General features: G+C 70.4%; 19 protein-coding genes. 10 read left to right on the top strand and 9 right to left on the bottom strand.

The window, feature by feature from the left end; genetic code table 11:
- Positions 1 to 292: 292 nt before the first annotated feature.
- Positions 293 to 1,402, bottom strand: a complete 1,110-nt coding sequence (locus LV79_RS04390) for a cytochrome P450 (RefSeq protein WP_253832290.1) — start codon at positions 1,400 to 1,402, stop codon at positions 293 to 295.
- Positions 1,403 to 1,546: 144 nt separating this feature from the next.
- On the opposite strand from LV79_RS04390, the gene LV79_RS04385 reads away from it, so the two are divergent.
- The 5 genes from LV79_RS04385 (at position 1,547) to LV79_RS04365 (ending at position 4,939) form a co-directional block, all read left to right on the top strand.
- Positions 1,547 to 2,497: a DUF5926 family protein gene (locus LV79_RS04385; protein ID WP_253832288.1), complete on the top strand. Its 951-nt coding sequence runs from the start codon at positions 1,547 to 1,549 to the stop codon at positions 2,495 to 2,497.
- On the top strand, positions 2,494 to 2,829 hold the full coding sequence (locus LV79_RS04380; RefSeq protein ID WP_372495258.1) for a DUF952 domain-containing protein: 336 nt from the start codon (positions 2,494 to 2,496) through the stop codon (positions 2,827 to 2,829). Before LV79_RS04385 ends, LV79_RS04380 begins: the two co-directional genes overlap by 4 nt.
- Before the next feature lie 99 nt (positions 2,830 to 2,928).
- Positions 2,929 to 3,609, top strand: a complete 681-nt coding sequence (locus LV79_RS04375) for a hypothetical protein (RefSeq protein WP_253832286.1) — start codon at positions 2,929 to 2,931, stop codon at positions 3,607 to 3,609.
- A gap of 5 nt (positions 3,610 to 3,614) precedes the next feature.
- Positions 3,615 to 4,145, top strand: coding sequence for a SigE family RNA polymerase sigma factor (locus tag LV79_RS04370; protein WP_253832284.1), 531 nt, complete (start codon positions 3,615 to 3,617; stop codon positions 4,143 to 4,145).
- A 5-nt stretch (positions 4,146 to 4,150) separates the two neighbouring features.
- Positions 4,151 to 4,939, top strand: a complete 789-nt coding sequence (locus LV79_RS04365; protein WP_253832282.1) for a hypothetical protein — start codon at positions 4,151 to 4,153, stop codon at positions 4,937 to 4,939.
- A gap of 49 nt (positions 4,940 to 4,988) precedes the next feature.
- On the opposite strand, the gene LV79_RS04360 is transcribed toward LV79_RS04365, so the two are convergent.
- Positions 4,989 to 5,519, bottom strand: a complete 531-nt coding sequence (locus LV79_RS04360) for a ferritin (protein WP_253832280.1) — start codon at positions 5,517 to 5,519, stop codon at positions 4,989 to 4,991.
- 345 nt (positions 5,520 to 5,864) lie between these two features.
- Positions 5,865 to 7,100 carry an arginine deiminase gene (locus LV79_RS04355; RefSeq protein WP_253832278.1) on the bottom strand — a complete coding sequence of 412 codons (1,236 nt, stop codon included), beginning with the start codon at positions 7,098 to 7,100 and terminating at the stop codon, positions 5,865 to 5,867.
- Between the two features lie 193 nt (positions 7,101 to 7,293).
- Between LV79_RS04355 and LV79_RS04350 the strand changes: the two genes are divergently transcribed.
- Positions 7,294 to 7,782: a DM13 domain-containing protein gene (locus tag LV79_RS04350; protein WP_253832276.1), complete on the top strand. Its 489-nt coding sequence runs from the start codon at positions 7,294 to 7,296 to the stop codon at positions 7,780 to 7,782.
- Positions 7,783 to 7,796: 14 nt separating this feature from the next.
- Here LV79_RS04350 and ligD (LV79_RS04345) read toward each other — a convergent pair whose 3' ends face one another.
- Both ligD (LV79_RS04345) and ligD (LV79_RS04340) read right to left on the bottom strand, forming a co-directional pair.
- Positions 7,797 to 8,708, bottom strand: a complete 912-nt coding sequence (gene ligD, locus LV79_RS04345; protein ID WP_253832274.1) for a non-homologous end-joining DNA ligase — start codon at positions 8,706 to 8,708, stop codon at positions 7,797 to 7,799.
- Positions 8,705 to 10,159, bottom strand: coding sequence for a non-homologous end-joining DNA ligase (ligD, locus tag LV79_RS04340; protein ID WP_253832272.1), 1,455 nt, complete (start codon positions 10,157 to 10,159; stop codon positions 8,705 to 8,707). The genes ligD (LV79_RS04345) and ligD (LV79_RS04340) overlap by 4 nt, the downstream gene beginning before the upstream one ends.
- 83 nt (positions 10,160 to 10,242) lie before the next feature.
- Here ligD (LV79_RS04340) and LV79_RS04335 point away from each other — a divergent pair, with 83 nt between their 5' ends.
- Entirely contained in the window at positions 10,243 to 10,656 is a 414-nt protein-coding gene (locus LV79_RS04335) for a hypothetical protein (protein WP_253832270.1), read from the top strand.
- A 26-nt stretch (positions 10,657 to 10,682) separates the two neighbouring features.
- On the opposite strand, the gene LV79_RS04330 is transcribed toward LV79_RS04335, so the two are convergent.
- On the bottom strand, positions 10,683 to 11,489 hold the full coding sequence (locus tag LV79_RS04330) for a CPBP family intramembrane glutamic endopeptidase (protein WP_253832269.1): 807 nt from the start codon (positions 11,487 to 11,489) through the stop codon (positions 10,683 to 10,685).
- A gap of 26 nt (positions 11,490 to 11,515) precedes the next feature.
- The gene (locus tag LV79_RS04325; RefSeq protein ID WP_253832267.1) at positions 11,516 to 12,301 is read right to left on the bottom strand and encodes a DUF2470 domain-containing protein; all 786 of its coding nucleotides are present in this window, start codon (positions 12,299 to 12,301) and stop codon (positions 11,516 to 11,518) included.
- Positions 12,302 to 12,479: 178 nt separating this feature from the next.
- On the opposite strand from LV79_RS04325, the gene LV79_RS04320 reads away from it, so the two are divergent.
- Positions 12,480 to 13,574: a hypothetical protein gene (locus LV79_RS04320; RefSeq protein ID WP_253832265.1), complete on the top strand. Its 1,095-nt coding sequence runs from the start codon at positions 12,480 to 12,482 to the stop codon at positions 13,572 to 13,574.
- Here the strand turns inward: LV79_RS04320 and LV79_RS04315 are convergent.
- The gene (locus tag LV79_RS04315; RefSeq protein ID WP_253832263.1) at positions 13,538 to 14,095 is read right to left on the bottom strand and encodes a hypothetical protein; all 558 of its coding nucleotides are present in this window, start codon (positions 14,093 to 14,095) and stop codon (positions 13,538 to 13,540) included. The genes LV79_RS04320 and LV79_RS04315 overlap by 37 nt on opposite strands.
- 166 nt (positions 14,096 to 14,261) lie before the next feature.
- On the bottom strand, positions 14,262 to 15,437 hold the full coding sequence (locus tag LV79_RS04310) for a homogentisate 1,2-dioxygenase (RefSeq protein WP_253832261.1): 1,176 nt from the start codon (positions 15,435 to 15,437) through the stop codon (positions 14,262 to 14,264).
- 92 nt (positions 15,438 to 15,529) lie between these two features.
- On the opposite strand from LV79_RS04310, the gene LV79_RS04305 reads away from it, so the two are divergent.
- Positions 15,530 to 16,396 carry a hypothetical protein gene (locus tag LV79_RS04305; protein ID WP_285469767.1) on the top strand — a complete coding sequence of 289 codons (867 nt, stop codon included), beginning with the start codon at positions 15,530 to 15,532 and terminating at the stop codon, positions 16,394 to 16,396.
- A complete protein-coding gene (gene fahA, locus LV79_RS04300) occupies positions 16,393 to 17,589 on the top strand; it encodes a fumarylacetoacetase (protein WP_253832259.1) in 1,197 nt (398 codons plus the stop codon). The genes LV79_RS04305 and fahA overlap by 4 nt, the downstream gene beginning before the upstream one ends.
- Positions 17,590 to 17,597 lie beyond the last annotated feature (8 nt).

The following is a 17,597-nucleotide window of genomic DNA, read 5'->3' as shown; positions in this document are numbered from 1 at the left end:
CGCCTTGCCGGGCCGAACCTCGGGCCTCGGCTTTCGCCTCCTGGGGCCCGTCCCCGCCCGGGCAGCGCCGTGCTCGCGGGGGCCGCCTCCGGCACCCCAGCCCCCACCCTCTCCGGGGGGCGTCCCCAGTGCCAGTCTACCGGGGGTGGGGGTGGCGCCCTGGGGGTGCGGTTGGGCTGTGGATAACTCGCGGCATTGTGGACAGACGCCACCTGGGGATTTGGGGAAGCAGCGCGCGGGATTCACCCGGTCGAGGGTCTTGTCGTGCCGGGATTTGAGCCAGGGCAGTCGCCTACTCCACGGTCACCGGTAGCGATTGCAGGCCGCGGATCACGAACTCCGGGCGTCGCAACGGTTCCGATGCCAGGCGCAACCCGGGCAGCCGATCGCACAGGGCCCGTAATGCCGCCGCGATCTCCACCCGGGCCAGCGGTGCCCCCACGCAGTAGTGGATCCCCGCCCCGAACGACAGGTGCGGGTTCGGCGACCGCGTGATGTCCAACCGGTCCGGCTCATCGAAAACCGCCGGGTCCCGCGCAGCCGCCCCCAGCAACGCCGCCACCTTCGTCCCCGCAGCCACCTCATACTCCCCAACGACAACCGGCGCAGTAGCCGTCCGCTCGAACAGCTGCAACGGCGGGTCGAACCGCAGCAGCTCCTCAACCGCCCCAGGCAAGAGGTCTGATGTGGACACTAGAAGCTCCCACTGCGACCGGTAGCGCAAGAGCGCAAGCACCCCGTTGCCAATAACGTTCACAGTCGCCTCGTGCCCCGCCATCAGCAGCAGCACCCCGGTGGCAACCAGTTCGTCGTCGGAGAGCCGGTCGCTCCCGTCCCGCACGGCCACCAGGTCGCTGATCAGTCCCGGCTGCCCCGTCAACGTCCGCAGGTACGCCGCGAACTCCCCGGACGCCTGCTCCGCCAACGCTGCCTGCGCGGGCGCCACCCCGTACTCGTACATTTTCACGATCGTGTTCGACCAGGGCTGCAGCAACCCGCGGTCTGCGGCGGGCACCCCCAGCAGCTCCCCGATCACCTCCACCGGCAGTGGGCCCGCCACGTGTTCCAGCAGGTCAGCCGACCCGTCGGCCGCGATTCGGTCAGCCAGGTTCTCGACAAGCCGGTCGGCGAGTCGCGAGACCATCGGCCGCAGTCGTTCCGTGTGCCCGCGCCCGAAGGCCGCCGAGATGAGGCGGCGGAGGCGGGTGTGCGTTGGTGGTTCGTTCTCCAGCAGCGAGTTCCGGTGCAGCATGTTGAACGCGCCGAACGCGGCGACCGGTTCCTTGTCCTTCCACAGCCGACCCAGTCCGCGATCGCGTAGGACCGCTGAACAGGCCGCATGCGACACCGCGACCGGTAGCCCCAACTCCTCGTGCCAGTGCACTTCTCTCTCGTTGCGCATGGCCGCGAACGTTGGGTATGGATCGGCAACGAACGTCGGGTCGAGAGGCACTGGCCTATCTTGCGCCACCCGCAGCGGGAATGCTTCTCCGTCATTGGGTAGCGTCGGCGCACACCGCACACCAGGTCGACGAGGAGCAGCCCGATGTCCAGGCGATCCGCCGTGAAGAACAAGGCCAAGGCTCCGGACGCGTCCGGCATCGGTCCCCGCCAGCCGTGCCCGTGCGGATCGGGCAAGCGCTACAAGGCCTGCCACGGCTCGGCGGGCGGCGTTGTCGAGGTCGCCGTCGCGCGGCCGTTCGAGGGGTTGGCCGCCGAGTGCGAGCTGATCGCGCTGCGCGAGTTCGTGCCCTCCGGCACCGCGACGCTGTCGCTGGTCGGCCAGGAGCGCGAGGTCACGCTGGCCACTGTGCTGCCGATGGCCGCCGCCGGGCTGATCCGCGCCGACGGGGTCGCCTACGTCGGGCTGCAGGTGCAGACCCGGTCCAGCGACATCAGCCGCGACCTGGCCCGCGCCGTGCGCTGGGCGCTGACCGCCGAGCCGGGTGACGTGCTGACCGTGGTCGGCCCCGACACCGACGCGGGCGACAAGCCCGAGCGGCTGCAGGACCTGGTGGCGGTCGACGCGCCGCTGGAAGCCGTGGTGCACACCGACTTCACCTGGTGGATGCCCGAGGGCAGCGAGCCGACCGGCGAGGTCGCGCTGTCGCTGGAGCGGGCCAACAGCGCCATCCTGCCCACCGAGCGCATCGGTCCGGCCGCCTACTGGGTCGACGCGGGCGAGCGCGCGCACCTGCGCTGGGTCCGCCCGGAGCCGGAGGAAGACCTCCTCGCGGCCCTGGCCCGATTGCACGCTCGTGGTGAGCTCGGCCTCGGCGAGGGCTCCCGGTACGCGGGTTCGTTCCGCGCGCACGGCCTGCTCGTCCCGGTGTGGGATCTGGACCGCGAGTCGCACGCCCGCGAGTGGACCGAGGCCGTCGACCAGCTCGGCACCCGCCTCGACGCCGCACTCGCCTCCCTCGCCGACGAGCCGCTGACCTCGGACGAGCGCCGGGCCCGCGACGGCCTGCTCGGCAGGCAGATCACCATCCGGTGATCCTGCACATCACCTTCCGGGCGCTCTGGCCCGCCGTCGAGATCACCCCGCTCGACGGCGACGAGTTCGTGCACTGTTCCGACCCCGGGACCGTGCACCTCCCGGCCAACCGCCTGTTCGCGGGCCGGACCGACTTGCTGCTGCTGGAAGTCGACCCGGCCCGCTTGGGTGTCCCGCTGCGCTGGGAACCGGGTGACCCGCCCATTCCGGGTGGTCCCTGGTTCCCGCACGTCTACGGCCCGATCCCGGCCGCGGCGGTGGTCGAGGCGCACGACTTCCAGCCTGGACCGGACGGCACGTTCGAGCTCCCGGCGGCGCTCGCGCAGCGGTAGATAACGGTGGTGTAACGCACGGCAACCGGTTCGCCGGGTCGGGCGTGCTCTCGATGTCAGTGGTTGGAACGGCCACCACGACGATCGAGGGGGACCACGATGTCGAAGAAGTCCTTGCTGCGCAACGGTTTGCTCATCTCCGCAGTCGCCTCCGGGTTCCTGCTCGCCGCCTGCGGTGGCGACCCCGCCCCGGCGGCCGCGCCCAGCCCGTCGACGACCACCAGCACGCTCGCCCCGGCAGCGGCGCCCGCCACCGAGGCCGCCGCGCCCACCACGACCGCGTCGGCCACCAACGCCCCCGCCGTCGACGCCCCGCAGGACGCCAAGGCCGCACCCAAAGCCGCCGCGCAGAAGAAGCCCACACCGAACGGCAAGCAGGTCATCGGCCCGGATGGCTACGGCTCCCTCAAGCTCGGTATGTCGACCGAGCAGGCCATCGCCACCGGCATGATCTTGGCTTCGCCGCCCGGGGATCCTTTCGAGGACTGCGTCATGCACGCGGCTCCTGGCCAAGCCGAAGGCCACTTCATGGTGGGGATCTCTCCCGAGCACGGCGTCGCGCTGATCTTCCCCCGCGACGACGCCCGGACACCGGAAGGCATCGGCGTGGGCTCCACCAAGGACGAGGTCAAGCGCGCTTACCCGAAGCTGGAAGACGGCCCAGGTGGGTCCGGCGTCGATGTCCCCGGCTACCCCAACAACCACTACGTCTTCAACATCACCAAGGGCAAGGTCGTCGGGATCTCGCTCAGCAACCAGTACGAGTTCTGCGTGTCGTGAGTGCCATGATCACGTTGGACGTCGCGCACGCGGTCGAGGGGGAGAGAGCGGGGATGGACGAGTTCGCGGAGTTCGTCAGCAGCGCCATGCCCGGGCTGCTGCGCTACGGCCACGCGCTCACCGGCAACCCGCACGACGCGGCCGACCTGGTGCAGGGTGTGTTGGAGAAGATCGGCTCGCGGTGGTCGTCGGTGCTGCGCAAGGCTGGCGACCCGCTGGCCTACACCCGCCGGTCGATGGCCAACGCGCACGTCAGCCGGTGGCGGCGCACCCGCAGGGAGAACCTGGTCTCCGAGATCCCGGAGACCCCGGCCAACCAGGTGCGGTACGCCTTCGAGGACGAGCCGCTGTGGCAGGCGCTGCGGTCGCTGCCCGCCAAGCAGCGGGCGGTGGTCGTGCTGAGGTACTACGAGGGCCTCTCCGAGGCGGAGATCGCGCACACCCTCGGCGTCAGCGCCGGGACGGTGAAGAGCCAGGCCAGCAAGGCGATGGCGACACTACGAACGCGGCTGGGTGCTACCGCGGAGGGCAGGTGATGGGCATGGACATCGACGACGAGCTGCGCAGGTTGTTCGCCGACGAACGGTTGGACGTCCCGGTCCGCCCCGGTGCGACCGATGCCGTGGTCACCGGTGCCGGTCGGCGGCGCAAGCGGCGGATCGCGGTGACGGCGGCGGGTGGCGCGTTGACCCTGGCGGTCCTGGTCGCCGGTGGGGTGGCGTTCAGCGGCCTGGCCAGGACCTCGTCCTCCCCGCCGGGGCAGGAGGGCATGCCGACGCTGTCGACGACGGTCAGCACGACCACCGCTCAGGTGCCCACGAGCGCCGTGGTGCCCGGGGCGGGTTCGGCTTCCGACGCGGCGGGGACGGCGACCAAGCCGACCTCCGCGGGCAAGCTGACGACGTCGGTCAGCAGGGCGCCGACGGTGCCGGAGCTGCGGCCCGCGGGCTTCGGCAAGGTCCGGATCGGGATGTCGGTCGCCGAGGCCGAGGCGACCGGGGAACTGGTCGCGGTCGACCTGGGGTCAGCGGAGTGCCGAGCCTACACCTTCAAGGCGTACCCGGACCGCGACTCGCTCGGGGTCGGCATCTCCCCGGTCGACGGGGTGGTGGCGATCTTCCCGCCGAAGGGGGCGCGCACACCGGAGGGGATCGGCATCGGGTCGACCGAGGCCGAGCTGCTCACCGCGTACCCGGCGGCCACGACGAACCTGCACGGTTACCGCATCGTCAAGCTCGACGGCGGCAAGGTCTACTCGTTCGGGTTCGGGCAGGGCAAGTCGGTGGTCGAGTTCTCGCTCTACACGGACAAGCAGATGTGTTTCGGATAGCGCGAAAGCGGGAGCGGGCCTGGGGGCTGCTCCCGCTTTCCGCGTGTCCTCAGAGCGCGCCGCCCGCCGCGCGCGGTGCCGTCGGGTCCGACCCGGCGTCGCCCACGTGCTCCCTGGCGAGGTGGCTCTCCACGTCGAACAGGTTGCCGTTGGAGCGCTTGACGATGGTGAGCAGCGTGCGCATCGACGCGACTTCCTCGACCTGCTCCTTGAGGAACCACTGCATGAACTGCTCGCCCCGGTAGTCCTCTTCGTCGCGGGCGACCTTGGCGAGGTTCACGATCTCGTCGGTCACCGCCCGCTCCTGCTGCAGGGCCAGGGTGACCAGCTCGGCCGCGTCGGCGAACTCGTTGCGCACCTCGTCGACACCGGGGACGGTCACCGGGATGTCGTTGTCCATCAGGTACTGGGTGATCATCATCGCGTGGTTCCGCTCTTCCAGCGACTGCTGGTAGAAGTGCTTGGCCAGGCGGGGGAGGTCCTGGCCGTCGAACCACACCGCAAGCGCGACGTACTGCTGGGAGGCGGTGAACTCGTTGCGGATCTGCACCTGCAGCAGCTTGTGGAACTTGGAGGTCATGGCGTCGAACGGTACGCGATCGCGGCCCTTCGCGCGCTATTGGTCACCCATTTCGACGGCTATTTGGATCACGTTAGGCAAGCCTGTGGAACCTTTGATCAGGTTAGCCATTCCTAAGTCAGGACCGGCTTCACCGCATCGGGTGATGTGCGCTGACCTGCCGGATCTGCGGCGAGCTGTCAAGATCACCCGCTACCGACAACAATGATCTTAGCTCCGCCGCGTGTCAATATCAGAGGCGCTGGGAAAAGAAAGGCTCACCTAACTTAGGTTGGGCTTCCTTATGAAGACAAAGACCCCGGAGTGCCTTGTGGCGGCACGCCGGGGTCTTTGTGGCTTGTGTGGTTAGAGCGGGTCCCTGCTGACCGGGCAAGACATGCAGCGCGGGCCGCCGCGGCCGGTGCCGAGTTCGGAGCCGCTGATACGCAGCACCTCGATCCCCGCGTCCTCCAGCCGGGAGTTGGTCTCCACGTTGCGCTCGTAGGCGACGACCACGCCGGGCGCCAGGGCCAGGGTGTTGTTGCCGTCGTCCCACTGCTCGCGCTCGGCGGTCACCGGGTCGAGGCCGGTGTCGATCACCCGGAGCCGGTCGATGCCCATCGCGGACGCCGCCGCCTCCAGGAACGGGGCCGGTCCGTCGACCCGCACGCCGGTCTCGCTGGGGCGCAGCGTGTAGGCGCGCAGCGTGTTGCTCACCGCCGGGTACATGACCACCGCGTCGCGGTCGACCATGGTGCAGACGGTGTCCAGGTGCATGGTCGCCCGGTCCTGGGCGATCGGCACGGCCAGCACGGTGTGCGCGAGGCCGTCGCGGAACGCGGAACGGGCCAGGGACTCGGCGCCCGCCGGGGTGGTGCGCTCGCCGACGCCGATCGCGATGACCCCGGGGGCCAGGAGCAGGACGTCGCCGCCCTCGACGGGCGCGGAGTGGGCGCCGTACGCGCGGCCCGCCGTGCGGAACCGGGGGTGGTAGGCGTAGATCAGGTCGAGCAGCGCGGTCTCCCTCGCGCGCGCGGGCATCGCCAGCGACGCGATCGCCACCCGGTTGCCGATCCACACCGAGGAGTCGCGGGTGAACAGCAGGTTCGGCAGCGGGTCGACCACGAAGTCGTGCGGGTGGTGCATCTTGCGCACCAGCGACGCGCCCTCGGCTGCCGGGAGCTCCTCGAAGGTCATCCCGCCGGTCAGCACGTCGGCGAGCCCCTTGGCGTCCACAGTGGACAGGTAGGCGCTGAGCGCGTCGGCCAGCTCGGTGCCCAGCCTGCGCCGGTCCACGGCCGTCGCGGCGGCCGCGCTGTGCGCCCGCTCGTCGGCCAGCGCCACCACCAGGCTGTCGAACAGCCGCAGCACCTCGACCCCGCGCCCGGTCAGCACGTCGGCGAACGCGTCGTGCTCGTCCTGCGCGCGGTCGACCCACGGGATGCTGTCGAAGAGCAACTGGTCGTTGTTGCGCGGCGTCAGCCGCTTGAGCTCGTTGCCGGGGCGGTGCAGCAGCACGGTGCGCAGCGGGCCGACCTCGCTGTCCACGCGCGGTGCTGGCGCTGGCTGCTCGGCGTCGGGGACATCGGGGAAGGCGGTCACACCTGCGAGCGTAACGAGTCGGTAAGGAATCCACCGCCCGCGACCGGGGATAATGGCGAAGAACGCCACACATTGCCAGGGCGATGTTCGGTTCGTTAACTGAAAGGCGAGGTTGATGCGTCAATCGTTGCGCAGAAGGTTCCTCTGGGGCGGCCTTCTCGCCGTCACAGTGGTCGCTGCCGTTGGATTGTGGTTGTTCCAGCCCTGGCGCCTGTTCACCCGCAGCAACGTCGACGAGGCCCTCCCGTTCCCCGTGACCACGACGACCGCGGTTACCGCACCAACGGGCGCAGAAATGCCTACAGCCAGTGCCGAACCCACTACGACCACCCCGGCAGGCCCGAAGGTCCTGGCCGAAGGTGCGTTCGTGAGCCAAGAGCACCCCACGCGCGGCACCGCCCGTGTCCTCGAACAGGACGGCACAAGGGTCTTGCGCCTAGAGGGCTTCTCCACCTCCGACGGCCCCGACGTCCACGTCTGGCTGGCCTCCACCCCCGCCAACGCCGACTGGCACGCCTACGACGACACCCGCCACATCCCCCTGGGCAAACTCAAAGCCACCGACGGCAACCTCAACTACCCCATCCCCGCCGACGCCGACCTCACAGGCATCCAAAGCACCGTAATCTGGTGCGACCGCTTCAACGTCGCCTTCGGCTCGGCGCCCCTGGCCCTCGGTTAGTCAACGAGGCTAGGTCACTGGGGGAGCTTGGGGCCCTTGGTGAGCAGCGGCGCGAACAGGTCCCCGTGGTCGGCGACGCGGTCCAGGACTTCGTCTGCGGTGAAGGTCAGGTCGGCGACGGAGCGGCAGGCTGCTACCTCTGCCCAGGTCACCGGTGTGGACGCGGTGGGCTCCGGTCGGGCGCGCAAGGAGTACGGCGCGACGGTGGTCTTGTTGGGGTTGTTCTGGCTCCAGTCGATGAACACCTTGCCGTTGCGGAGGTTCTTGGCCATTCGGGAGACGACCAGGTCTGGTAGGTCGCGTTCGAGGCGTTCGGCCAGGGATTTGGCGTAGTCGGAGGTGCGGGTCGGTGAGCTGGTGGTGACGGCGGCGTAGAGCTGCATGCCTTTGGAGCCGCTGGTTTTCGCGACCACCTCCAGGCCGTCGGCGACCAGGGCGTCGCGCAGGGCCAGGGCAACCACGCAGCACTCGACCACTGTCGCTGGGGCGCCCGGGTCCAGGTCGAAGACCAGGCGGTCGGGTGCGCGTTTGGCGCCGCGGGGGCCGACTGTCCACTGTGGGACGTGCAGTTCCAGCCCGGCCAGGTTGGCCGCCCAGACCAGCGACGGCAGGTCGCTGAGCAGCGCGAAGTCGAGGCTCTCGGCGCCGGTGGTGCTGCCGGGGGTCTCGATGGTGACGGTGCGGATCCAGTCCGGGCTGTGCCGGGAGGCGTTCTTCTCGAAGAACCCCGGTGTGCCGACCCCGTCGGGGAAGCGGCGGAAGGTGACCGGCCGGTCGAGCAGGTGCGGCGTGAGGGCCGGGGCCACCCGGCTGTAGTAGTTGATCACGTCGCCCTTGGTGAAGCCGTCCTCCGGGTAGAGGACCTTGCCGAGGTTGGTCAGCCGCAACCGCCTGCCTTCGACCTCGACGAGCACCTCGCCGGTCATCCCTGCCACTCCACTGGGTCCGCCGTCGCTAAGTCCGACGGGTCCTTGTCCACGCGTAACCCCCGCCAGGCGGGCGCGCGCATGCGCCCGTCGTCGGTCCAGTGCAGGAACGCGACCTCGCCCACCATGCTGGGCCGCACCCACCGCGCGCCGCGGGCCCGGTCTCGCGGGACCTCGTTGCAGAACGGCGACGTCTTGCGCTCCAGCCGGTGCAGCTTGCCGGTGATCGTCCGGAGCACGTCGTCGGTGAACCCGGTCCCGACCTGCCCGACGTACCGCAGCCCTTCCGCCGTCGGCAGCCCGACCAGCAGCGACCCGAAGACCTCCGACCGCCGCCCCTCGCCCGGCCGCCAGCCGCCGATGACCACCTCCACCGCGCGCTGGTCGGTGATCTTCATCCACTCCGGCGACCGCCTGCCCGGGTGGTACCGCGACCCCAGCCGCTTGGCGATGATCCCTTCCAGCTCCTGCTCGCGCGCCGTCTCCAGCACCGCCGCGCCCGCTCCCGGGTAGCTGGGCGAGGTGTTCCAGTGCGGCCCGCGCAACCCCAGGTCGACCAGCAGTTCCCGGCGCTTGGTGTACGGCAGGTCGACGCACGGCCGCCCGTCCAGGTGCAGCACGTCGAACACCACGTACGTCACCGGGGTCTCCGCCGCCAGCCGCCGGGTCAGCCGTTCATCGGAGACGTGCATCCGCTTCTGCAGCTCCGCGAACGACGGCTTCCCGTTGCGGAAGGCGACGATCTCCCCGTCCAGCCACGCTTGCGTACTACCCATCTCTTCGCCTAGCGCGCGCAGTTCGGGGTAAGAGCTGGTGATGTCGTTGCCCTTGCGCGAGAACAGGCGGAGCCGCCCACCGTCCACTCTGGCTAGAGCGCGCACACCGTCCCATTTGAACTCGTACGCCCACTCTTCGTCTGCCGGGGGCAGCGCGCCCGGACTGGCGAGCATGGGCTCATGAGCGGGCGGTAGCGCTATCCAGTCCGACTGCTGTGGTGGCTCTGACCGGCGCACCATCCAGTCCTTCTCGGACTTGCCGCCGTGGAAGAACGTGTACTTGCCGCGCACCCGCTCGCCGGAGAACACCACCGCCACCTCGCGGTCGCTCCACTTGACCGTCTCGTAGGTGCCGCGGTCCCAGATCACCATCCGGCCGCCCCCGTACTCGCCCCTGGGGATCTCGCCCTCGAAGGTCGCGTACTCCATCGGGTGGTCCTCGGTGTGCACGGCCAGCCGGATGTCGCCCTGTTCGGTCGGCAGGCCGCGCGGCACCGCCCAGCTCACCAGCACGCCGCCCCGTTCGAGCCGCACGTCCCAGTGCAGGCGGGACGCGTGGTGCTCCTGGATGACGAAGGTGTTGTCGTCGCCGACCGGCAGGGCGCCGTCGACCGGCACGGGCTCCGGGGTCTTCCGGGCGTCGCGCTTGCGCCGGTACTCGCCCAGCCCCGCCATGTCCCCATTCGTACCCGGAGCTGCGGCGACGCGCCAGACAAGGGTATTGAAACAGTGTTACGTAACGCTGTAATGTTTCACCCGTGCTGACCATCTCAGACCAGAGCCGCTATCTCGCCGCCGCTGTCCTGCTCACGATCGTGGGCATCGAGTTCGGCGGGTGGTTCCTCGTCCGCGTCGCCCGGGGGGACCAACGGCTCAGCCCGTTCCAGCAGAAGTTCGCCCGCGCGGGCCACGCGCACGCGGGCGTCCTGGTCACCCTCGGCCTCGTCTGCCTGCTCTTCGCCGACGCCGCCGGGCTCGATGGGGTGATCGGCTGGGTCGCCCGCATCGGGGTCCCCGCAGCCGCTGCCCTGATGTCGGCCGGGTTCTTCCTCTCGTCCATGGGCAGGGGAGAGGTGACCAGGCCGAATAGGCTCATCGTGCTGGTCTGGCTCGGCGCGGTCTCGCTCGCCGTGGGCGTGGTCTCGATCGGTATCGGGCTGTTGACCGCCTAGCGCTGTTGACGGCCTAGAGCGGCCGGCTAGGGCAGCCAGGACACCTTCCCGCGCAGCAGCGAGTAGCCGACGAACGCCACGAAGTCCAGCAGCGTGTGCGCGATGACCAACGGCCACAGCCGCCCGGTCCGCTGCCACACCCGGCCGAACACCAGGCCCATCACCACGTTCCCGATGAACCCGCCGAACCCCTGGTACAGGTGGTACGACCCGCGCACCACCGCCGCGAACAACAGCGACGAGTTCTCCCGGAACCCCAGGTGCCGCAGCCGGGTGATCAGGTACCCGACGACGAGGACCTCCTCGGCCCATGCGTTGCCCGCCGCGAGCAGGGTCAGCGCCACCGGTCGCCACCAGCTGTCGTCCAGTGTGGACGGCGCGACCGCCAGGTTGATCCCGATCGCGTGCCCGACCAGGTAGAACACCAGCCCCGGCAGCCCGATGACGGCGGCGAGCCCGACCCCGGCCGCCGCGTCCCGACCCTTGCGCCGACCGTCGAGCCCGACCTGGTGCAGGCGGGTCCCAGCCCGGTAGAGGAGGTAGAGGCCCAGCGCGCCCCACGCGGTGAGCCGGATGGCACCGAGCAGTTGCTTGATGAAGTCCAGCAGCCCCAGGTCCGCCTGCGGGACGTTGATCGCCACCGACTGCTGGTTGAGCGCCACCGGCCGCAGCAGCGCGTCCACCAGCGAGACCAGGCTGCTCAACCCGGAGAGCCCGAGCGTGATCGCGAAGACGATCAGCAGCTCGATCCACACCAGCCGCCGCTGGGCCGGGTCGGGGAGCAGGTCGTCCCCAGGTCGTTCCGGCGCGAACCACGCCCGCAGGTCCACCACCCGGGCGAACCTACCGGTGGCGCTGGTCAGCCGGTGTGCCGACTGGCCAGGAACGGGCAGCCGACCAACCTGCGCAGCTCGGCGCTGAGCTCGCTCGGGTCGCTGACCGGCCGGGAGAACGCCAGCCGGACGTCGTGGTCGGCGTCGATGGCCTCGACCCGCAGCCGCAGCCCGAACCGGTCGAGCCCGAGCGGGCGCACGTGCCCGCCGCGCAGGTCCTCCGGCAGGTGCCGCACCAGCGAGCCGACGACGTCGGTGTGCGAGAGCTCCAGGTGCCGCAGCCAGCCCGCCTCGAAGGTGACGAACGGGTCCGGCTCGGCCTGGGTGAAGGCGGGTACCGCGACCGAGTGCGTGCCCTCCGCGTCGGCCAGCACGAGGGACGCGGGCACCAGCCGCAGCAGCGCCGCGCCGTGCCCGAGGTCGAGCAGCCGGGGGTCCGGTCGCTCCTCGGCCACCAGCACCGCCTGCGCGCGGGCCTCGTCGTCGCCGAGCGCGCGCAGCCAGCCGGTGATCCACAGCAGCCCGCGGACCGGCTCGCGCAGCGGCACCGGGGCCGTGTCGGCGAGTTCGACCATGGTGGCCAGCTCGCCGCGCGGCGCCTGCCACGCGGTCGCGACCAGCTCGTGGTCCTCGGGCAGCAGCACGCTGACCGAGCCGTCGGCGTGCACGTGGTGCAGCATCGGGACGACCCGGTCGCCCTGCCCCTGGTCCGCGGCGGGGACCAGCGTCGCGCGCCCGCCGAGTGCGGCGATGCTGCGCGCGCGTTCCGCCGGGTGCGGCGCGGGGGGACGTGGTGCGTCCGTTCTGCTCACGGCTCACCTCCTGAGTTAGGTCACCCTAACTTGCGGGTGGCTCCGGTGGGAAGTGACCGCGGTCCGATCCCACGAACGAGGCGCTGCCCCACGGGTCCGGTGGCGCGGGTAGCGCGTGCCGGACTCGCCGGGCAGCGACTGGCTACGCTGCCCGCGCCGTACCCGACAAGGAGGGCACATGAGCGAGGCACCCGCGGTCGAACCACCGACCGGCAAGCCCGCGTTCGAGGACCTGGCCACCGCCAAGGCGCTCACCGCGTTGCGTCTCCCGCTGATCGGCCTGCCGCTGGCCGCGCTCGCGTTCGCCGTGCCGACCGGCTGGCTCATCGCCGCTGGTGCGGGCTGGATCGGGATCGCCGTGCTCGGCATCGCCGCGGTGGCGTTCCTGGTGACCACGGTCCTGGCGTTGATCATCACCGGGTTCTGGATCGGCCCGGCGGGACGGTTGCTGCGCGCGGAACCGTGGCGAGCCGCATCGGTCAAGGTCTACCGGCCCGCCAAGGGATTCCCGCGCGCACGGCTGGTAGTCAAAGAGGCCGACGGCACGTCGCTGAGCCTCTTGGCCCCTGCGCTGCCGTGGGCGGCGCAGCAGATCCTGGCCCGTACGGGGAAGATCTGGCTGGTGGGCCCGGACGACAAGGGCTGGGTCGCGATCCGGTCAACCGGGTTGGCCGCGCCGCTGGGGCAAGCCCGGGTATCCACCGCGGACCTGTCCACCGGGTACGAGATCACTGTGGACCAACCGGACCCCGCCATGGCCTCGCTGGCGTCCGGCGACGCCGTGCTCGCCAAGGTGATCGCGATGCCGCGCAAGCGTTCGCGGACCGACATGGTCGCGCCGGTGGTGCTCCTCGCGTTCGCCGTGTTCGTGGTTGTTGACCTGCTCAAACGCGGGGTGCGGGCCGATCAGGTCGGGCTGGCGGTCGGCGTCTTCGCAGGCACGCTGATCATCGTGGGTTTCTTCGCGTGGCGGCTGTACAAGGCGCTGTACTGGGCGAAGATCGACCGCCTGCTGTCCCTGGGACCGTGGAACGCGGTGACCGCGGAACTGCCGGAGCCGACTCGGGTGGGTCGGACCACGGTGACCGCCCAGGCCACGCTCGCGGATGGCCGAATTGTGCCGGTGACGCTACCGCGCGCCGGTCACGCAATCCGCGCGAATATCGCCGCGACCGGGAAACTGTGGGTGGCAGGTATACCGGCCGACGGCAAACAGATGGTGACGGGAATTCCCGGCTATCCGTTCCTCAACCGCGCCGATTTCGGTTCCTGACCGGTCTCGCCCCAGCCGCGGGTGGCCCGCTCCGTGCGCAGGGCGGCCGCCCGCACCTCGGCGAGCTCCTCGGCCGGGTCCGCCGCGCCGACCAGCTCCTCGACGCTGGTGACGACGGCCTCGAACTGGCTGATCAGGGTGTTGTAGGTGTCGGTCAGCCGCTTGAGCTCGTCGGCGTCGTCCGCGGCGACGTCGACCCGCACGATGGCCGACGCCCGGACCGCGAACCGGCGCAGCACCCGGTCCAGCACGTCCATGGTCTCGTCGAACCTGGGGTCGAACTCCGCGCGCGCCGCGTGGAAGCGGCGCAGCCAGACGTCCTCAGCCGAGTCCGGCTCGATCGCGGGCACCGGTTCCTCGGGTTCTTGCACCAAGCGGGCGATACCCGCCTTGCCGCCGAGCACGACGACGGCGACCCCCACGGTCATCCAGGCGGGTAAGTGGATCGCGTAGGCGACCCCGGCCGCGCTCGCCGCCAGCAGCAGACCCCACGGATCGGCCAGTTCCCTCGCATAACCCATTGCCCACCCTTACCCCACCCAGTTCCGGGACAGGGCCAAGATCCTAGGGGAATCCACCCTCCAAATGCGACCCTGGTTCCGGTTGGTGATTTGCGGACAATGCGTTTTACGGCCGCTGGGGCGATTGGGCGGTATCCAGAATGCGAACACCGCCCAATCGCCGCGATCAGCTCCAGTCCGGTCCGCGCTTGCTCCAGCTCCAGGCGTACCGGGGGTCCTCGCTGTCGGTGGCGGCCTCGCCCAGGTCCAGCGGCCGGAAGGTGTCCACCATCACCGCGGTCTCGTCGAAGTAGTCGGCCCCGATGGAGGCCTCCGCCGCGCCCGGCTGCGGGCCGTGGGTGAATCCGCTCGGGTGCAGCGACAGCGATCCGATGCCGATTCCCGAGCCCTTGCGCGCCTCGTAGTTCCCGCCCACGTAGAACATCAACTCGTCGGAATCGACGTTCGCGTGGTTGTAGGGCACCGGGATCGCGTCGGGGTGGTAGTCGACCTTGCGCGGCATGAACGAGCACACCACGAAGTTCGGGCCCTCGAAGGTCTGGTGCACCGGCGGCGGCTGGTGCACGCGACCGGTGATCGGCTCGAAGTCGTTGATGTGGAACACCCACGGGTACAGGCAGCCGTCCCAGCCGACCACGTCGAACGGGTGGTTGGCGTAGGTGAACCGGGTCAGGCCCGCGCGGTGCCGGACCAGGACGTCGACGTCCTCGCCGTCCACGAGCAGCGGCTCGGTCGGTCCCCGCTGGTCGCGCTCGCAGTAGGGGGAGTGCTCGAGGAACTGGCCCTTCGACGACAGGTACCGCTTGGGCGGGCCGATGTGCCCGGACGCCTCGACGATGAACAGCCGCAGCTCGCCGTTGGGCACGACCCGGTAGGTCGTCGACGTCGGGATGACCAGGTAGTCGCCGTCGGACACCTCGAGGGCGCCGTAGATGGTCTCCACGGTGCCGCTGCCGCCCTGGACGTAGAACAGCTCGTCGCCCACCGCGTTGCGGTAGAGCGGGCTCGGCGTGGTCGCGACCGCGAACCCGATGATGACGTCGGAGTTCCCCATCAGCGTCCGGCGCCCGGTGACCGCGTCGGTGTCCGCGCCGAACTTCAGGTCCTGGGACCGGAAGTGCCGCGGCTTGAGCGGGTGGTTGGCGACCAGCTTGCCGCGGAAGTCGTCGACCACCTCGGCGTTCACGATCGCGGTCGGCAGGTGGCGGTGGTAGAGCAGAGCCGAGTCGGAGGAGAACCCCTCGACCCCCATCAGCTCCTCGGCGTAGAGCTTCCCCTCCGGTGAACGGAACTGGGTATGCCTCTTGCGGGGGATGTCCCCAACGCGCCGGTAGTGCGGCATTGCTCCTCCGAAGACCTCTCAGAACCCCTGCTGTCGTGTCCGCCTATCGGACATCTTTGTTCAGTTGGCGGTACGCTACTAGCGTGTCAGCCGTGTCAAGCGCAGCTCCTCTCCCAGGCCCCGGTCCGCGCGGCATCCCGCCGCTGTTCGCGCGGCTTGTCGACGACGCGGCCCTGTTCCCCCCGGGCAACGCACCCATGCCCGACGCGGTGCGCACGCACCTCGCCGGGCGCGACGGCGGGAACTCGGGCGTGATGGGCCTGTTCCTGTGCAACGCCTCCCGCCTGCCCGAGCTGATCACCGAGCTGGTGAAGGCGAAGCCCACCAAGCCGGTGGCGCTCTCGCTGGTGATCGACACCGGCCTCGGCGGGGTGCCCAAGGCGCTCTCGATCGTGGAGTCGCGCGCCGAGCTCCTCGCGCTGCGCATGGTCGAGATGCCCGCGCCCGCCGACGTCGACGACGTGTGGCTCGAGCGGGTGAACGAGTTCGTCCCGGAGGACGTCATCCGGGTCGTCGAGCCGCGCCGCGGTGGCGTCGAGTGGCTCGACGGCATCCGCCGGGTGGTCGACCACGGCAGTTGGCCCAAGATCCGCTGCGGTGGCCTCAGCCGCGAGGCGTTCCCCAGCGTCGACGAGGTGGCCGACTTCCTCTCGGTGATCAGCACCGGCGAGGCGTCGTTCAAGGCGACCGCGGGCCTGCACAACGCCGTCCGGCACACCGACCACGAGACCGGGTTCGAGCACCACGGCTTCCTGAACCTGCTGGTCGCGACCTCGCGCCTGCTCGCGGGGGGCGACGTGCGCGCCGCGCTGGCCGAGACCGACGGCGCCGTGCTGGCCGAGGAGGCCAAGGGGTTGACCGACCAGGCCGCGCACGCGGTCCGGGCGGTGTTCGGTTCGTACGGATCGTGCTCGCTGAGCGAGCCGGTGGAGGACCTGGAAGGGCTGGGCCTGCTGTGAGCTGGATCGACGACCCCGCGTTCGCCGCGGACAAGCCCTTCGGCCCCCAGACGCTGCCCTACGGCGTCGTGGAGACCGCGGAGGGTCCTGCTGTCGCCGTGCGCGTCGGGGACCACGCGCTGCCCCTGAGGCCCCTTGCGGACGAGTTCACCGCGGAGCTGGCCGAGCTCGTCGCCGCGGACTCGCTTGACCCGCTGCTGGCCGCAGGTAGGCCTGCCTGGTCGGCGCTGCGGGCACGGCTGATCGAGCTGGTGACGGCAACGGCCGCCCCGGACGGCGCGGTGCTCTTGCCGCTGTCGGAGACCGCGACGCGGTTGCCGTTCACCGTCGGTGACTACGTCGACTTCTACTCGTCGCGCAACCACGCGGAGAACGTCGGTCGGATCTTCCGGCCCGATGGCGAAGCGGTCTTCCCCAACTGGAGCCACCTGCCCGTTGGGTACAACGGCCGCTCCGGCACGGTCGTCGTCTCTGGCACCGATGTCGAGCGTCCGCACGGTCAGCGCAAGGGCGACGACGGGCCGGTGTTCGGTCCTAGCACCCGCCTGGACATCGAGGCCGAGATCGGTTTCGTGTGCGGTGGCCCTGTCGCCCGCCGTGTGTCGACTTCCGCTGCCCCGGACCACGTGTTCGGCGTGGTCACGGTCAACGACTGGTCCGCGCGCGACATCCAGGCCTGGGAGTACGTGCCGCTCGGTCCGCACCTGGGCAAGTCGTTCGCGACCTCTATCGGCGCCTGGATCACCCCGCTGGAGGCGTTCGCCGCCGCGCGCGTCGCGGTGCCCGACCCCGGCCACCCCCGGCAGGACTACCTCGTCGAGGACTCCCACTGGGGTCTCGACATCCACCTCCAGGTGTTCTGGAACGGCACCCTGGTCAGCAAGCCCGACTTCGCGGGGATGGCGTTCTCGTTCGCCCAGCAGCTGGCGCACATGACCGTCAACGGCGCCACCGTGCGCCCCGGCGACCTGTTCGCCTCCGGCACCATCTCCGGCCCCGAGAAGCACCAGCGCGGCTCGTTCCTGGAGCTGAGCTGGGGCGGCAAGGAGCCGATCACCCTGGACGACGGCGCCGAGCGCTCGTTCCTGCTCGACGGCGACACCATCGTGATCACCGCGACCGCGCCGGGGCCGGACGGATCGGTCATCGGCCTGTCCGAGGTCGCCGGGACGATCCTGGCCGCGGGGGACTGACCGGTGCC

The sequence above is a fragment of the Actinokineospora globicatena genome (assembly GCF_024171945.1).
Classification (GTDB): Bacteria; Actinomycetota; Actinomycetes; order Mycobacteriales; family Pseudonocardiaceae; genus Actinokineospora; species Actinokineospora globicatena.
Note: the sequence above shows the minus strand (reverse complement) of the source record. Positions and strands in the feature narration are given on the sequence as shown.

Bases quoted from the DNA above. Each gene is read 5' to 3' on its own strand.
- LV79_RS04390 (WP_253832290.1), bottom strand. From the start codon at position 1,402: ATGCGCAACGAGAGAGAAGTGCACTGGCACGAGGAGTTGGGGCTACCG.
- LV79_RS04385 (WP_253832288.1), top strand. From the start codon at position 1,547: ATGTCCAGGCGATCCGCCGTGAAGAACAAGGCCAAGGCTCCGGACGCG.
- LV79_RS04375 (WP_253832286.1), top strand. From the start codon at position 2,929: ATGTCGAAGAAGTCCTTGCTGCGCAACGGTTTGCTCATCTCCGCAGTC.
- LV79_RS04370 (WP_253832284.1), top strand. From the start codon at position 3,615: ATGATCACGTTGGACGTCGCGCACGCGGTCGAGGGGGAGAGAGCGGGG.
- LV79_RS04365 (WP_253832282.1), top strand. From the start codon at position 4,151: ATGGACATCGACGACGAGCTGCGCAGGTTGTTCGCCGACGAACGGTTG.
- LV79_RS04360 (WP_253832280.1), bottom strand. From the start codon at position 5,519: ATGACCTCCAAGTTCCACAAGCTGCTGCAGGTGCAGATCCGCAACGAG.
- ligD (WP_253832274.1), bottom strand. From the start codon at position 8,708: ATGACCGGCGAGGTGCTCGTCGAGGTCGAAGGCAGGCGGTTGCGGCTG.
- ligD (WP_253832272.1), bottom strand. From the start codon at position 10,159: ATGGCGGGGCTGGGCGAGTACCGGCGCAAGCGCGACGCCCGGAAGACC.
- LV79_RS04320 (WP_253832265.1), top strand. From the start codon at position 12,480: ATGAGCGAGGCACCCGCGGTCGAACCACCGACCGGCAAGCCCGCGTTC.
- LV79_RS04315 (WP_253832263.1), bottom strand. From the start codon at position 14,095: ATGGGTTATGCGAGGGAACTGGCCGATCCGTGGGGTCTGCTGCTGGCG.
- LV79_RS04310 (WP_253832261.1), bottom strand. From the start codon at position 15,437: ATGCCGCACTACCGGCGCGTTGGGGACATCCCCCGCAAGAGGCATACC.